Origin of the sequence: Nonomuraea sp. NPDC048916 (genome assembly GCF_040649575.1) — a bacterium.
Taxonomy (GTDB): domain Bacteria; phylum Actinomycetota; class Actinomycetes; order Streptosporangiales; family Streptosporangiaceae; genus Nonomuraea.
This window is the reverse complement of the sequence record NZ_JBEZFS010000033.1, coordinates 66,359-83,111: the sequence shown is the minus strand read 5'-3', so window position 1 is coordinate 83,111 and position 16,753 is coordinate 66,359. Positions and strand designations below refer to the sequence as shown.

General features: G+C 73.6%; 6 protein-coding genes. All 6 read right to left on the bottom strand.

The genetic code is table 11. The annotated features are described in order from the left end of the window. Positions 1 to 6,932: type I polyketide synthase (locus AB0C16_RS29965; protein ID WP_357687612.1), on the bottom strand; the 6,932-nt coding region annotated here is incomplete at its 3' end. Then, positions 6,933 to 11,771, bottom strand: a complete 4,839-nt coding sequence (locus AB0C16_RS29960; protein WP_357687610.1) for a type I polyketide synthase — start codon at positions 11,769 to 11,771, stop codon at positions 6,933 to 6,935. It abuts the gene before it with no gap. A 101-nt stretch (positions 11,772 to 11,872) separates the two neighbouring features. Continuing rightward, positions 11,873 to 12,862 (bottom strand): nucleotide disphospho-sugar-binding domain-containing protein, encoded by a 990-nt coding sequence (locus AB0C16_RS29955; RefSeq protein WP_357687608.1) that lies wholly within the window; start codon positions 12,860 to 12,862, stop codon positions 11,873 to 11,875. Positions 12,863 to 13,034: 172 nt separating this feature from the next. Continuing rightward, the gene (locus tag AB0C16_RS29950) at positions 13,035 to 14,315 is read right to left on the bottom strand and encodes an activator-dependent family glycosyltransferase (protein ID WP_357687606.1); all 1,281 of its coding nucleotides are present in this window, start codon (positions 14,313 to 14,315) and stop codon (positions 13,035 to 13,037) included. A 7-nt stretch (positions 14,316 to 14,322) separates the two neighbouring features. Continuing rightward, positions 14,323 to 15,642 carry a P450-derived glycosyltransferase activator gene (locus AB0C16_RS29945; RefSeq protein WP_357687604.1) on the bottom strand — a complete coding sequence of 440 codons (1,320 nt, stop codon included), beginning with the start codon at positions 15,640 to 15,642 and terminating at the stop codon, positions 14,323 to 14,325. Next, positions 15,639 to 16,745, bottom strand: a complete 1,107-nt coding sequence (locus AB0C16_RS29940) for a nucleotide disphospho-sugar-binding domain-containing protein (protein ID WP_357687602.1) — start codon at positions 16,743 to 16,745, stop codon at positions 15,639 to 15,641. Before AB0C16_RS29940 ends, AB0C16_RS29945 begins: the two co-directional genes overlap by 4 nt. Positions 16,746 to 16,753: the final 8 nt, after the last annotated feature.

Genomic DNA, 16,753 nt, shown 5'->3' with positions numbered 1-16,753 from the left:
CACATCACCTCACGCAAACCCCCACCCACCACACCCCCGAACCCACCCACCACCTCATCCAACGCCCCCGCGAACACCCCAAAACGCTCATACAACCCCCGCCCCATCCCCACCCACTGCCCCCCCTGACCCGAAAACACGAAGCCGGTACGGCCGGCCGTACGAGCGAGGCCGCTCACCACGCCCGGCGCGTCCTCCCCGTCCACCAGCGCCGTGAGCCCGCGCAAGAACTGCGGGGCCCGGCTGCCGATCACCACGGCGCGGTGCTCCATCGCGGCACGCGTGGTCGCCAGCGACAACCCGACGTCGGCCAGGTCACGATCCGGATCCTCGTCGAGGAAGGACAGCAGCTGCTCGGCCTGCGCCCCCAGCGCGTCACGGCTTCGGGCGGACAGCACCCACGGGACACTGCCCCCGCCGGCCGGCCGCGCGCCGGGCGCGGGCGCCGCGGCAGGTGGCTCCTCGAGGATGACGTGCGCGTTGGTGCCGCTGACGCCGAAGGAGGAGACACCGGCACGCCGGAGCCGCCCGCCGCCCGGCCAGGCGACGGGCTCGGTCAGCAGCCGTACCGTGCCCGCCGACCAGTCCACTTCAGGCGAAGGCTCGGTGACGTGAAGCGTCTTGGGCATCAGGCCGCGCCGCATGGCGAGGATCATCTTCATCACGCCGGCGGCTCCGGCGGCCGCCTGAGTGTGGCCGATGTTGGACTTGATCGAGCCGATCCACAGCGGCCGTTCCGCCTGGCCGTAGATGGCCATGAGGGCCTGTGCCTCGATGGGATCGCCGAGCCGCGTCCCGGTGCCGTGCGCCTCCACGGCGTCCACGTCGGCGGGCGACAGGCCCGCGTCCGCCAGCGCCTCAAGGATGACCCGCTGCTGCGCGGGCCCGTTCGGCGCGGTCAGCCCGTTGGACGTGCCGTCCTGGTTCACCGCGCTGCCCCGGACGATCGCCAGCACCGGATGACCGTTGCGCCGCGCGTCGGACAGCCGCTCCACGACCAGCAGCCCCACGCCCTCCGACCAGCCGGTGCCGTCCGCGGCCCCCGCGAACGCCTTACACCGCCCATCACGCGCGAGCCCACGCTGCCGCGAGAACTCCACGAACGTCTCCGGCGTCGCCATCACCGTCACGCCACCCGCCAGCGCCAGCGAACACTCCCCCGACCGCAGCGCCTGCCCCGCCAGATGCAACGCCACCAGCGACGACGAGCACGCCGTGTCCACGCTGAGCGCGGGTCCCGAGAGGCCGAGAGTGTAGGCGATCCGGCCGGTGACGAGCGAGCCGGCACTCGCCGAGCCGACGTAGTCGTGGTACTGCACGCCGACGTAGACGCCGGTACGGCTGCCGCGCAACGAGCGCGGGTTGATGCCCGCCCGCTCCAGCGCCTCCCACGACACCTCCAGCAGCAGCCGCTGCTGCGGGTCGATCAGCGGCGCGTCCCTGGGCGCGATGCCGAAGAACGCCGGATCGAAGTCCCCGGCGTCTCGCAGGAACCCGCCCTCCCGCACGTAGCTGCTACCGGGCCGGCGGCCTTCCGGGTCGTAGAGAGCGTCGACATCCCAGCCGCGGTCGGCGGGGAACGGGCCGATCGCGTCGGTCCCCTCCTCCAGCAGCGTCCAGAGGTCATCCGGTGAGGCGACCCCGCCGGGAAGCCGGCAGGCCATGCCCACGATCGCGATGGGGTCGTCGTGTTCGATTTCCCGGCCGTCGCGACGCTCCGGGAGGGTGGCGTGCTCCGCCGTCCCCGACAGCCGGCCGTACAGGTGCTCGGCGAGCGTCTCCGGGGTCGGGAAGTCGAAGATCATGGTGGCGGGCAAGCTCAGGCCCGTCGCCTCGCCGAGCCGGTTGCGCAGTTCGAGCGCGGTCAACGAGTCGAAGCCGAGCTGCTGGAATTCCAGGACCGTCTCGACGTCGGCAGCCGACTCATAGGCCGCCACCGCGGCCACGTGCTCGCGTACCAGGTCCAGGACGGCGGCGCGGCGTTGCTCCGGCGCCGTCGCGGCGAGTCGGCCGGCGAAGGTGGGCGCCGTGCCCGGCGGCGGCGCGGCGACTTGCCGTGCCGTCCCACCAGCGAGGCCGGCCAGCGGTCCCGCGCTCATGGCGCCCCGCACGCGCAGAGCCGGGAGGTCGAGTTTGGCCGCCACCAGCGCGGGCTCCGCCATCCCGAGCGCGGCGTCGAACATGGCCAGCCCCTCGGACACGGTCAGGGGCGCCAGGCCGCCGCCGGTGTGCCTGGCGACGTCCGCGTCGCTGAGCTTGCCGCCCATGCCGCCGGCATCGCGCCACAGGCCCCACGCAAGGGACAGCGCGGGCCGTCCGGCGGAGCGGAGATGCGCGGCGAACGCGTCGAGGAAGCTGTTGGCCGCGGAGTAGTTGGCCTGCCCGGGCGCGCCGAGGGCGGCGGAGACCGATGAGAAGAGCACGAAGGCCGACAGGTCGCGGTCTCTGGTCAGCTCGTGCAGGTTCACCGCGCCGTTCACCTTGGGCCGCAGCACCCCGGCCACCCGATCCGGCGTCATGGCGGTAACCACGCCGTCGTCGAGCACGCCGGCGAGGTGCACGATCGCGGTGAGCGGACGGTCCTCCGGGATGCCCGCCAGCACGGCGGCCAGCGCCTCCCGGTCGGCCACGTCGCACTCGGCGACGTGCGCGTTCGCGCCGAGTTCGGCCAGGTCGCCGGCCAGTTTCGCGGCCTCGGTGCCGGGGGTACGGCTGAGCAGCACGAGGTGGCGCACCCCGTGCCTGGTCACCAGGTGCCTGGCCACCAGGCCGCCGAGTGCTCCGGACGCGCCGGTGACGAGCACGGTGCCGGTGTCGCCGAACCCCGGACCCCCGTCCGCGGTGCTCCGCACGCCGCCTGCCGTACCTCTGACCAGGCGGGCCGCGTACCGCACGCCGCGTCGGACCGCGAGCTGTGGCTCGCGGGAGGCAACCGCGCCGGGTACCAGGTCGGCGGCGCGAGCCGCGTCATCGACATCGAGCAGGACGAACCGGCCAGGATGCTCGGTCTGCGCCGACCGGACCAGGCCCCACACCGCCGCCCCGGCGAGGTCCGTCACCGGCTCGCCGTCCACCGAGACCGCGCCGCTGGTGATCACCACCAGGGGCTCGTCACCCCCGGCGCGCACCCATGCCTGGACGGCGCCCAGCACCCGCTCCGAGGCGGCGTGCACCGCCTCGGCGTCCACCCCGGGCGAGCTCCGCACCATCACCGTGTCCTGGACCGGTGCGGCGAGATCCACCTCATCGAGCTCCACCACCCCAGCCGCGACCTCGGTGGGGCGTACCTCGGCAGCCCGTCGCCAGGCCAGCCGATACAGCGGCGGGGCGGCCTCCCCTGTCGCCGGCTGGACGGCGCGGAAGACCGCGGCGTCGACGGTCGCGACCGTACCGCCGGCCCCATCCGCCACGTGCACGGCGAAGGTGTGCGACCTGAGCGCGGTGAAGCGGACCCGCGCGACGGCCCCGGCGCGGGCCGACAGCTCGATGCCCGACCAGGAGTACGGCGCGACCCCCTCGCCGCCCTCGCCCCCGGCGCGCAGGGCGTGCGTCCCGGCGTCGAGGACGGCCGGGTGCAGCCAGAGCCGGTCGACGTCGTGCGCCGCCTCGTCGGCCAGCCGCACCTCGGCGAAAATCTCCTCGCCGCGTCGCCAGGCCGCGCGCAGCGCGCGGAAAGCCGGCCCGTACTCCAGTCCGCTCGCGGCGAAGTCGTCGTACAGCTGCTCCAGCGGGACCGGCTCGGCGTCCAGCGGGGGCCAGGCGGTCAGCCCGGCGTCGTCATGGCCGCCGGTGGCGGGTGCCAGCGTGCCCGTCGCGTGTGTGGTCCAGGGATCGTCCGCGGCGGCGCCGTCCGGCTGGGAGTGGACGGCGAGGGCGCGGCGGCCGGCCTCGTCAGCGACCCCCACGGTGAGCTGGATGCGGACGCCGCCGGACCGAGGCAGCACGAGCGGGCTGCTCAGCGTCAGCTCCTCGACCCTCCGGGAGCCGACATGGTCGCCCGCCTCCAGAGCGAGCTCGACGAAGGCGGTGCCCGGCAGCATGACGGTCCCGTTGACGGCGTGGTCGGCCAGCCACGGCTGCTGGGTGGCGGCCAACCGGCCGGTGAGCACCGCGCCCCCGTCGCCGGCGAGACTGATCGCGGCGCCCAGGAGCGGGTGGGCCGGCGCGTGCAGACCCGCGGCGGCCAGCCGGCCCTGCCGCTCACGTCCGCCGATCCAGTAGCGCCGGCTCTGGAACGCGTACGTCGGCAGCGGGATCCGCCGCGCGCCCCGCGAGGCGAAGACCGCGTTCCAGTCGGGATCGACGCCGCTCACGTACAGCCGCGACACTGCGGCGAGCACGGCGTCCGCCTCCCCGTGTCCTGTGCGCGCCGTGGGGACCACGACCGTGCCAGCCCCGCCCACACTCTCCATGACGAGCGGCGACAGCGGACCGCTGGGGCCCGCCTCGACGAACCGGGAGACCCCGGCGGCACGCAGGGCTCGAACGCCGTCGTGGAACCTGACCGGCTCTCTGACGTGCCGCACCCAGTAACCGGGCGAGCACAGCTCCTCGGCGGGCGGCACCGCGCCGGTGAGGTTGGAGACCACGGGGATCGTGGGCGCCGCGTAGGTCACGTCGGCGGCGACGCGCGCGAACTCCGCCAGCATCGGGTCCATGAGGGAGGAGTGGAAGGCGTGCGAGACCTGAAGCCGCCTGGTCCTGCGGCCCGCGTCGGCGAAGCGCGCGGCGACGGTGAGGGCGGCATCGGCGGCGCCGGAGACGACGACCGACGCGGGGCCGTTGACCGCGGCCAGGCTCACCCCGTCCGTCAGCCACGGAAGCATCTCCTCCTCCGACGCCTCAACGGCCACCATCGCGCCGCCCGGCGGCAGGTCCTGCATCAGCCGGGCGCGAGCGGCGACCAGCTTCGCGGCATCGGCGAGCGAGAACACCCCGGCGACGTGGGCGGCGACGACCTCTCCGACGGAGTGGCCGAGGAGCAGGTCGGCGCGGACGCCCCAGACGCCGAGCAGCCGGGACAGCGCCAGCTCGACCGCGAACAGCGCCGGCTGCGTGTAGCCGGTCTGGTCGAGCAGCCCGGCCTCGTGCCAGATCACCTCCCGCAGCGGCCGGTCCAGGAGGCCGTCGAACGCCGCGCAGGCTTCGTCGAAGGCTTCGGCGAAGGCGGGGAACGCCTCATGCAGCTCACGCCCCATGCCCACCCGCTGCGCGCCCTGGCCGGGGAACAGGAACGCCGTCGCTCCCCTGACCGCCGGCCCCGTCACCACCTCCGGGGCAGCTCCGTCCGTGGCGATCGCCGCGAGCCCGCGCCGGGCCGCGCCGGGGTCCCGGGCGAGCACCACCGCGCGATGCAGCAGAGGAGTCCGCGTGGTCGCGAGCGAGTAGCCGAGGTCGAGCACGCCTGCCTCCGCCGCCACAGGCTCGAACAGGTCCGCCTGGGCTCTCAGAGCCCGCGCGCCCTGCCCTGCGACCGGCAGCGGCACGGCGACGCCATCCGGCCACCCGAACCCCTCATCGTGCGCCTCGCTCTCCTCCACTGGAGCCTCTTGAAGGATCACGTGGGCGTTCGTCCCACTGACCCCGAAGGAGGACACACCGGCGCGGCGTGGACGGCCCTCCTCGCGCGCCCACGGCCGTTCGCTCGTCAGCAGCCGTACGGCTCCGCGCGACCAGTCCACCTCGCCGCTGGGCCGCGTCACGTGCAGGGTTCTGGGCAGTATTCCGTGCCGCAGGGCAAGCACCATCTTGATGACGCCACCTATCCCGGCGGCGGCCTGGGCGTGCCCGATGTTCGACTTGATCGACCCCAGCCACAACGGCCGATCCGCGGGCCGATCCGCGCCGTAGGTCGCCAGCAGGGCGCCCGCCTCGATGGGGTCGCCGAGCGTGGTGCCCGTGCCGTGCGCCTCGACCGCGTCGACGTCGGCCGGGGTCAGCCGGGCGCCGGCCAGCGCCTGCCGTATGACGCGCTGCTGGGACACGCCGTTCGGCGCGGTGAGCCCGTTGGACGCGCCGTCGGAGTTGATCGCCGAGCCGCGGATGACGGCCAGGACGGGATGCCGGTTGCGCCGCGCGTCCGAGAGCCGTTCCAGCAGCACCATCCCGGCCCCCTCCGACCAGCCGGTCCCGTCGGCGTCGTCGGAGAAGGCCTTGCACCGCCCGTCGGGAGCCAGGCCGCGCTGCCTGCTGAAGGCCAGGAACGGCGCGGGCGTCGACATCACGGCGACGCCGCCCGACAGCGCGAGTGAGCACTCCTGCCGGCGTAGGGCCTGGCAGGCGACGTGCAGCGCGACGAGCGAGGACGAGCAGGCGGTGTCGAGGGTGACGGCCGGCCCTTCCAGGCCGAAGCAGTAGGCGATCCGGCCGGAGATGACCGATGCGGCGGTGCCCGTGCTGAGGTAGTCGCCCGCGACCTCCGACAGGAGCTCGGGCGCGACCCCGTCGTAATAGTCCTGACCGCCGCTGCCGATGAACACGCCGACGGACGTGCCGCGAAGCGAGTGGGGCGCGATCCCGGCGAGCTCGAAGGTCTCCCAGGCCAGTTCCAGTGCGAGCCGCTGCTGCGGGTCCATGGCCAGCGCCTCGCGCGGCGAGACGCCGAAGAGTTCGGCGTCGAAGTGGGCGGCGCCGTCGAGGAACCCGCCCTCGGTCACGTAGCTGGTGCCGTGCTGGTCCGGATCGGCGTCGAAGAGCGCCTCGAGGTCCCAGCCGCGGTCGGCGGGGAAGGGGCCGATGGCGTCGACGCCATCGGCGACCACGCGCCAGAGGTCTTCCTGCGACTTCACCCCGCCCGGGAAGCGGCAGCCCATCGCGACGATGGCGATCGGTTCGTGCTCGGCCGACTCCAGCTCGCGCAGCCGTTCGCGCGTCTGGTGCAAGGTAGCCGTCACCCGCTTGAGGTAGTGGACGAGCTTCGCCTCGCTGGCCATCTACACCTCGTATCCGGTCGCGCCGAGTTCGTTGTCGATCAGGTCGAAGAGGTCGTCGGCGGTGGCCGTCCGCAGCCGCTCGGCGACCGCGGCCTGGCCGTCGTCAAGGGTCTCGATCAGCTTCCCGGCCAGCGTCTGGAGCCGCGTGATGATCCGCGCGCCCTCGATCTGGCCGCGCGACAGGGTGGCGAGCCTCGCCTCCAGGCGGTCCAGCTCCACTGAGAGCGGCACGTCGGTGGCGGACTCATCCTGGAACAACCGGGCCCACAGGTCCTCGGCCACGCCCGCGGCGTTGACGCGGTCGTAGGCGAGTGTGGCGGGCAGGCGCAGCCCGCACGCGGCACTGAGCCGGTTGCGCAGGTCCACGGCGGCCACCGAATCGAAGCCGACGTCCTTGAACGCCCGTCCCGGTTCGACCGCCGCCGCACTGTCATGGCCGAGCAGCACCGCGACGTGGGTGCACACCAGGTCGAGCAGCGCGCGACGTTGCTCCGCCGCTCCCGCTCCGGCCAGCCGGTCGGCGAGCCGCCCGCCCTCAGCCGAGCCCTGGGCAGCCTGCGGGGCGAGCGCCTGGGACGCATCGGGCAGGTCACGCAGGAGGGGGCGGCTGCGGTGCAGGGCGTAGACGGGCGCGAACCGGGGCCAGTCGATGTCCGCGACCACCAGGTGGCTCTCCCCGGCGCCGACCGCCCGGCCCATGGCCTGAACGAGCGGTCCGGGATCCATCTCGGCCAGGCCGATACGGCGAAGCTGCCGGCTCGTGTGGGCGTCCACCATGCCTCCACCGGCCCAGGAACCCCACGCGATCGAGGTCGCGGGCCGGCCGCGCGCGCGGCGGCGCTGGGCGAGCCCGTCGAGGAAGGCATTGGCGGCGGCGTAGGCGGGCCGTCCAGAGGAGCCCCAGATGGCCGCGCCGGATCCGAAGAGCACGAAGGCGTCGAGCGGCCGATCGGCGAGCACGTCGTCCAGGTGCGCCGCCCCGGCGACTTTGGCGCGCATGGCGTCGGCGAAGCGCTCCGGGGTCGTCTCCGCCAGAGGCGCCTCGTCGGGCAACACCCCGGCCACGTGCACGACGGCGGTCAGCGGCAGCCCGGCCACCAGCTCGGCGACGGCCGCGCGGTCTGCCACGTCGCACGACTCCACGCTCACCGTGGCGCCGAGCTCCTCCAGTTCCGCGGCGAGCTCGACGGCGCCGGGCGCCTGCCTGCCCCGGCGGCTGACCAGGACGACGTGCTCGGCGCCGTTACCCACCAGCCAGCGGGCGACGTGCGCTCCCGCCGCTCCGGTGCCGCCGGTCACCAGCACGGTGCCGCGCGGGCGCCACGGGGTCGCGGCGCCTGTTTCCAAGGGGGCTCTCACCATGCGCCTGGCGAACGCTCCAGCTTGCCGTACTGCCACCTGATCCTCGTGGTCGGAGCCGGAGAGCACGCGGCACAGCCGGTCGAGGCCGCTGTCGTCCGTCACGTCGGCGAGATCGACCATGCCGCCCCACGTGCCGGGCTGGTCCAGCGAGAGCACCGTGCCCATGCCCCACAGCGCGGCTGCCGCCGGATCGGCGTCCTCGAACCGGTTCGCCGCGACCGCGCCCGTGGTCACGCACCAGACCGGCGCGGTGACGTCGGCGTCATGGAGCGCCCCGAGCAGCCGGAGTGTGCCTTCGAGCGCGTGGGACAGCACCGGATGCGCGGGGTGTCGCCGTTCATCCAGCGCCAGCAGGGAGAGCACCCCGGCGGGGCGGGTGTCGCCCAGGGCCGAGCGCAGCCGCCGCACGAGTTCCGCGCGATCCGCGCCGTCGACCTCCAGGCCGATCACCGTGGCGCCGCGCCGCGCCAGCCCGACGGCGACCGCGTCAGCCTTCTCACTTCCGGGCGGCGTGGCGACAAGCCAGGCGCCGCGGAGAGCCGCGGGCCCCTTCAGGCCGAGCGGCTTCCAGGAGACCCGGTAGGACCAGGAGTCCAGGAGCGCGTCCTCCGTGCGGTCGCGCCGCCACGCCGACAGGTGGGGCAGCACCTCCCGCAGCCGGGCGGCGTCGATGCCGAGCCTGCCTGCGAGCGCCTCAGCGTCCTCGCGCTCCACGTCCTGCCAGAACGCGCGGTCGTCGGCGCGGTCGAGGTCCTCGGCGGGCGGCGGCTCGGGTTTCGTCTCCCAGTACCTGGCGCGTTGGAAGGGGTAGGTGGGCAGCTCGACCGGCCGCGAGCCGGGGAAGAAGGCGGTCCAGTCCGGCGCCAGGCCGCGAACGTGCAGCTCACCGAGGGAGGCGGCGAACCGCTCGACGCCGCCCTCGTCGCGCCGCAGCGTGGCGGCGACCGCCGCGTTGACGCCGAGCTCGTCCAGCGTCTCCTGGATGCTCATGGTGAGCACGGGATGCGGGCTGACCTCCACGAACATCGCATGGCCGCGCTTGGCCAGGTCGGCCACGACGGGACCGAACCGGACCGTCCGCCGCAGGTTCTCGAACCAGTACGCGGCGTCCATGGTTTCGCCGTCGACCGGCCCGCCTGTGACCGTGGACATCATGTCCACGTGCTCCGGCCGGGGAGTGATGGAGGCGAGATCCTCCAGCAAACGTTCGCGCAGCGCGTCGACGGACGGGGCATGCGACGCGTAGTCCACCGGCACGCGCTTGGCCCGCACGTCCTGGGCCACCAGGTCCAGCCGGAGTTCCTCGAGCGCGTCGGCCTCCCCGGACAACACCACCGAGCCGGGGCCGTTGTCCGCGGCGAGCGAGATCCGGCCCTGCCACCGGTCGAGGTGGGCGCCCACGCCGGCGGCCGGCAGTCCCACGGCGAGCATGCCGCCGCCGCGATCGAGCACCTCGCCGATCGCCCTGCTGCGTAAGGCCACGACTCGGGCGGCGTCCTCCAGCGACAGCAGACCGGCCACGCACGCCGCTGCGATCTCGCCCTGCGAGTGCCCGATCACCACGTCGGGCTCGACGCCGTGAGCGCGCCATACGGCCGCCAGCGAGACCATCACCGCCCACAGGGCCGGCTGGACGACGTCCACCCGGTCGGCGGGTGGCGTGCCTGGCTCACCACGCAGGACCGCGGTCACCCGCCAGTCCACGCTCCCCCGCAGGGCCTCCTCGCACTCGTGCAGGCGCTCAGCGAACACCTCGGACTCCGCCAGCAGCGCGGCGGCCATTCCCGGCCACTGTGAGCCCTGGCCCGGGAAGACGAAAACGGTCTTGCCTCTGACGTCGGCCAGTCCGGACACCACGCCGCGGGGCGAGTCCCCGGCCGCCAGGGCGCGCAGCCGTACCTCCGCCTCGTCCCGGTCCCGGGCGAGCAGCACCGCGCGCCTGTCGAAGGACGCGCGGCCGGTCACCAGGGAGAGGCCGATGTCGGCCAGCCGCTCGCCAGGGTGAGCGGCCAGATGTCCGGCCAGCCGCCCGGCGTATTCGCGCAACGCGTCGTCGGTCTTCGCGGACAACACCACCGGCGTGATCGCCGCCCCTGCCGCTTCCGCGGGCACCTCGTCCGAGTCCTGCCTCGGTTCCTGCGGCTCCTCCAGGATCACGTGCGCGTTGGTGCCGCTGGCCCCGAACGACGAGACCACCGCCCGGCGGGGACGCCCGTTCCGCGGCCACGGCATCGACCGCGTCAGCAGTTCGACCGCGCCCGCCGACCAATCCACGTGCCGGGAGGGCTCACGCACGTGCAGGGTCCTGGGCAACTCGCCGTGGCGCATCGCCATGACCATCTTGATGATCCCGGCGATCCCGGCCGCGGCCTGGGCGTGCCCGAGGTTCGACTTGATCGACCCGAGCCTGAGCGACCGGTCTGCCGGCCTGCCCGTGCCGTACGTCGCGATCAGGGACTGCGCCTCGATCGGGTCGCCGAGTGCTGTGCCCGTGCCGTGCGCCTCCGCCGCGTCGACGTCCGACGGCGTGAGCCCGGCCACGGCCAGCGCGCTCCTGATGACCTTCACCTGGGAGGGTCCGTTCGGCGCGGTGATGCCGTTGCTCGCGCCGTCCTGGTTCACCGCCGAGCCGCGGAGCACGGCGAGCACCCGGTGGCCGCGCCTCCGCGCCTCCGACAGCCGCTCCAGCACCAGCATCCCCGCGCCCTCGGACCACGCTGTGCCATCAGCGTCGTCGGAGAACGACTTGCACCTCCCGTCGGGAGCCAGCCCGCGCCGCCTGCTGAAGTCGAGGAAGATCTGCGGCGTGGCCATGATCGCCACGCCCCCTGCCAGCGCGAGCGTGCACTCGCCGCGCCGCAGCGACTCCGCGGCCAGATGCAGGGCGACCAGCGACGAGGAGCACGCCGTGTCCAGGCTCACCGCGGGCCCTTCCAGACCGAAGCTGTAGGCGATGTGTCCGGAGACCATGCTGCCCGCCGGGTCGCCGGCGCCGTAGTCGTGGTACATCAGCCCCGCGAACACGCCCGTCCGGCTTCCGGCCAGCGAGTCGGGTGGGATGCCCGCCCGCTCCAGCGCCTCCCACGTCACCTCCAGCAGCACGCGCTCCTGTGGGTCGGTCTTGCGGGCCTCCAGGGGGCTGATGCCGAAGAACGCCGCGTCGAACTCCGCCGCGCCGTACAGGAAACCGCCGTGCCGTACGTAGGTCCTGCCCGGCTGGTCGGGCTCGGGGTCGTAGATGGTGTCCAGGTCCCAGCCCCGATCGGCCGGGAACTCGCCGATGGCGTCGCGGCCGTCGGCGACCAGCCGCCACAGGTCCTCGGGCGAGGCGACGTCACCCGGATACCTGCAGCCCATCCCGATGATCGCGATCGGCTCCGTGGCGCTCGCCTCGACCTCCCGGAGTCGCCGCCGCGTCCTCTGCAGGTCGGCGGTCGCTCGCCTGAGATAGGAGCGAAGCTCCTCCTCGTCGGCCACGACGCTCACCCCAATGTCGCGCGAATGGTGTCGCGCTGAACGCTACAGAGACGCCAAAACCACACACACCCCTATTCGTCGGGGTGGACCCCCAATGCCTCCTACCGGTCCGCGGCGAGCTCGGCCAGCACGGGCACCACGTCGCGCGGGCTCGGCAGCTCCGCGATCTCCCGCCGCGCCAGCTCCGCCCGCTCCCGCAGCGCGGGGTCGCCCAGCAGCCGGTCGAGGTGTCCGGCCAGCGCCTCGGCACCGGCTCGCGCCGGGTCGGCCAGCAGGCCCGCACCGAGGCGCGCGACTTCTCCAGGCAGGCCGCCCTCGCCCGACAAGCCGCGTCCCACCGGGCCGCCACGCGGCGGCACGAGCGCGAGCTGGGGCAGCCCGCAGGCGAGGGCGGTCACAGTGGCCACGGGATCGCCGTCGTGCACGACCGCCGCACACGAGGTGAGCACCGCGACCTCCGGGACGCCGTCCACGAGCCGGACGTTGGCGGGCAGTCGCAGCCCTTCGGGCAGGCGGCGCGCCGCACAGACGATCTCGACCCGCCTGCCCCCGGCCGCCTCGAAGAGCCCGCCCAGCACGACGGCGGAGTCCAGCCGCGACACGTAGACGCGCGGCCTGCGCGATTTCCTGCCCAGCCAGGCCGGGAGCTCGGCGGGGCCCGAATAGGGCACGAACCGCACCGGACGATGGTCGGCGTGGGCGGCGGGCCGCAGCGACCGCGGCAGGGTGGTCAGCGTGACGGCCCCCGGGTCCTGGGGCACGGTGTCGTGGTCGTGTGGTCCCACCAGGCACACGCCCGCGGCCCCGCCCTTCCGCGCGACCGCGGCCACGCCCCAGGCCGCCGCGTCCCAGATGACCAGATCCGGACGCCACCGGGCGGCGTAGTCCAGCACCCCGCCCAGCTCGCGCGGGTCATCGCGGATCGCCTCGTTCACGCTCACCGCCACGAACCCGGTCGCCGTGATCGTCCCGGTGAACGATGACCGGCCGGCGATCTGCACCTCGTGCCCCGCTGTACGCAACGCCCAACCCAGCGGGACCATCCCGTACAGCCGCGCTCGCGAGGACGGCACGGCCAGCAGCACACGCATAGGACCCTCCGCGAGGCGCTCTACTCGGTGCCGAATGTAACGCGCGGCGGGACAGACCAGACCCCCTAACCACAAGGAGTGGCGGTGGACGCCGGCAGTAGGGGTCGGCCGGTCCGGCCGCCCGGCGTGAGGCCGATCGAGGCCATCGGGAACGCCGGCTCCCGCCCGCGGGCTAGAGCCTGCGCCGGTAGCGGATGGTCAGCTCTTCGAGAGTCGGCACGATGCTGTGCGGGGTCGGCGCGGCGAGCAGGTCTCGCTGGGCCTCCCTCGCGGTGGTGCGGAACGACGGGTCGGCCAGGATCGTGACCAGCTTGGCCTTGAGCGCCTCCGGCGTGAACTCCTCCAGCGGCAGGTGCAGCCCGATGCCGCGGGTCTGGAACATCCGCCCGCACTCCGGCCCGTCCCAGATCGGGTGGGGGATGACAACGCTCGGCACGCCATGGGTGATCGCCAGATTCCTGGTCCCGGCCCCCGCGTGGTGCACGATCGCCGAGCAGGTGGGGAGCAGCTCATTGAGCGGGACGAAGTCCACGATGGTGACGTTGTCCGGGATGGTGGCCATGTCGAGCTGGCTGGGGTCGAGAGTGGCGACCAGCTCGATGTCGAGGTCGGCGAGCTCGCGCAGCAAGTCGCCGGTGGACCCGCTGGTGTCGCCGAGCAGCTCACGCATCGTCAACCCGAAGGTCAGGCAGACCCGCGGCTTGGCCGGCGGCGTGTGCACCCAGTCGGGGATGACCACGGGTCCAGGGGACGACAGCGCCCGGACCGACACGGTCGGCAGCGTCGTGGGCAGTCGCATCCAGGTCGGCGCGGGGTCGATGGTCCATTGCCCGGTGAGCAGCTCGGTCGCCATCTCGGGCTCGTAGCGGCGGCCGATCCTGGCGAGCCGGCCGGTGAACCAGTCGGCCAGCGGATCGTCGCGCCGCTCCGGCGGCTGCAGGTCGCGGAGACGGATGTAGTCCTGATACAGGCGGTAGATGTAGTCCAGACCGAACAGCAGGCGGGCGTGCGCGGCGCCACTGGCGTGTGCGGCTATGGGTCCGGGGAACGTCAGCGCGTCCCAGATGATGAGGTCGGGTTCCCAGGCGCAGGCCGTCTTCACCAGGTCGTCGGCGAAGGACTGGTCGGCCAGCGACTCGTACCTGACGCCGCACCCCATCGTGAATTCGCCGAGCACATGGTTCCAGCCGCCCAGGAGCTGCTCCTCGTGCGGTGCGGCGAGGCCGCGGCTGATGGCCGCCTGGTTCCACGTCCCGCCGGCGCGCCAGGAGCCGCCGGAGTCCAGCTCGTCGCCCACGGCGACCGCCGGCAGCCCGGTCATCGTGGCCACGTCCACGACGCCGGGCTGGCCGGCCACGAAGACCTCGTGCCCGGCCGCGCGCAGCGCCCAGGCCAGCGGCACGAGGTTGTACACGTGGGTCGGGGACGCGAACACCGCGAACAGGACACGCATCTGCTACCTACCTCAGCGAGGTCGTGGAGACCGGGCACCGTGCGATCAACCCGATGACGGGCGAGCGGATGTGCCGCACGACCTCCCCGGCCCGTTCCAGGCCGGGAAGGAGCGGCACGAGCGCTCGGATCGCTTCGGTGGCCAGAAGCCGCACGACGGGGGCGACGAACCGGGCCGGGAAGTCATCGAAGGTCAGGTGCGGCACCGGGTCGGCCCTGGCGAGGTCGAAGGTCTCCGGCTCGGAGAACGCCGCGGGGTCGCGGTTGGCGGCGTCGACGAGGACGACGACCTGGTCTCCCGCGTTGACCGTGACTCCGCACAGGTCAGTGTCCCGGTCGGCGATCCGGCTGACGATCCTGAGCGGCGGGTCGTAGCGCAGGGTCTCCTCCACGACGGCGCCGGCGAGCGACGGGTCTTCGCGCACAAGGGCCCACTGATCCGGATGGTCCAGGAGCGCCAGGATGGCGTTGCAGATCAGGTTCGACGCCAGGTGGGTGCCGACGACGAGGGTGAGCAGGCCCGCCGCGAGCGTGTCCGCCTCCCGCTTCTCACCGTCGGCGAGGCGCGACAGCTCGTGGAGCACCGTGCCCTCATCCACGCGGTCGAGGCATCGGCCATCCTCGATGAGGCCGGTGAGCATCTCCTTCACCCTGTCGTAGCACTCCACCAGCCTGCGGGTGGAGTGCAGGGTGGGCGGGCACAGCAGAGCGTCCAGCACGTGGCCGGCTCCCACGACGTCTTCGGCGAACCACGGCCGCTTCTCGACGGGCAGGCCGACCACGTCGGCGAGCGCCACGATGACGCCCCTCGTCGCGTAGTCGGTCATCAGGTCGAACTCGCCGGCCAGGTCCTCGGCGACCTCGCCGAATACGGCCGCCACGTGCGCGCGGCGGGCGTTCGTGGCGGCGGCCCCGAGCACGGGATCGGTCAGCCGCCGCAGGCGGTCGTGATCGTCGCGCTCCAGGGCCAGAGTGGCGTCGTCGATCGCCAGCACATGCTTCGGCGTCGTGTCGGCGTCAAGGCCGTAGATGCGCCTGCGGCGGCGGGCGAACCTCGGGTCCCGCACCTTCAGCCTGGGGTCGGCCATGACCTTGGCCGCGATCGCGTGCTCGGCGATGATCCACACGTCGAGGTCGCTCTGCCGCAGCGCCGGATAGCCCCGCAACTCCGGGTACCACGCGCGGGGGTCGGCCTCCTGAGCGCGCAGGATGCGGGCCAGCGGCACGCCGCGCTCCCCCTGCAGCCACTGAACGCCGCGCACCGTCAGCAGGTGACGTGAAAGGTCGCTGTCGTTGTAGAGCCGCGGATCGATCTGATGTCTGGTCATGGTCGGCGTGAGCCCCCTGGGGATATCGGATCGGCCGCGAGCTTCGCGAGCCAGGAAACGATGTCGTGCGGGCTGGGCCTGCGCGACAGCTCCTCTCGTGCCCCGGCCGCGCCGTCCCGGATCGACGGCTCCTCCAGGAGCCGGGTGATCTGCTCCGGCAGTGCGCCGGCGTCGCCGGACAGTCCCGCACCGGAGCGCTCGATCTCGGCCATGACGTCGCTGTCGCCCCAGACAGCGGTGGCCAGGCCCAGCTGAGGCACTCCGTAGATCATCGCGGCCAGGATCGTGCCCGACCCGCCGTCGTGCACGAGAGCGGCGCAGCCGGGCAGCAGGACGGTCAGCGACATGCGCTCCAGGAGCCGGACGTTGGCCGGGATGCGCGTGCCGAGCGGGAGGGCGGCGGCGTCGAGCACCGCCACCACGTCAACGTCGAGCTCGGCCACCGCGGCGAGGACGGCCGCTGTCGAGGAGGCCTGCGGCCGCGTCAGCGTGACGCAGACCCTGGGGTGCTTGGGCTTCCGCTGGAGCCATCCTGGAGCGACGGCCACCCCGTCGTACGGCACCTGCCGTATCACCTGGACCTCACCCTCCAGCGGGAGCCGAAGACAGGACGGCAGCGGGTCGATCGTCGCCTGACCCAGCACCAGGTCTTCGGAGAACGAGGCGCCGAACCTGGCGGCCTCGGCGCTCAACTGGCGAGCCAGGTCCTCGCGGCCGGGCGGAGAGGTCCATATCCGGCCCCAGCGGTCCGGTGCGGTCAGCACGCGGACGTGGGCGGTGCCGACCGCGTGGGCGGCGAGGGGGCCGGCGAAGTGGTCGGCATCCCAGATCACGAGGCCGGGTTTCCAGCGGGCGGCGAAGTCGGCCAGGGCCGCCGCGTCGACTTCGGCGGCCTCGGCGGCCTCGGCGACCTCGGCGACCTCGGCGACCTCGGCGCCGCCTTGTCCCACCACTGCCACGGGCAGCCCGGTGCCCCGCGCGGCAGGCAGGAGCGCGGGCGGTACGGCGACGCAGACCTCGTGCCCCGCGGTCCGCAGCGCCCACCCCAGGGGAACCAGGCCGGCGAGGCGGGTCCACGTCTCGGTGGTGACGAGCACGCGCATGAGGCTTT

Excerpts from the sequence above, each read along its gene's own strand:
- AB0C16_RS29955 (WP_357687608.1), bottom strand. The coding sequence starts at position 12,862 with ATGCGTGTGCTGCTGGCCGTGCCGTCCTCGCGAGCGCGGCTGTACGGG.
- AB0C16_RS29950 (WP_357687606.1), bottom strand. The coding sequence starts at position 14,315 with ATGCGTGTCCTGTTCGCGGTGTTCGCGTCCCCGACCCACGTGTACAAC.
- AB0C16_RS29945 (WP_357687604.1), bottom strand. The coding sequence starts at position 15,642 with ATGACCAGACATCAGATCGATCCGCGGCTCTACAACGACAGCGACCTT.
- AB0C16_RS29940 (WP_357687602.1), bottom strand. The coding sequence starts at position 16,745 with ATGCGCGTGCTCGTCACCACCGAGACGTGGACCCGCCTCGCCGGCCTG.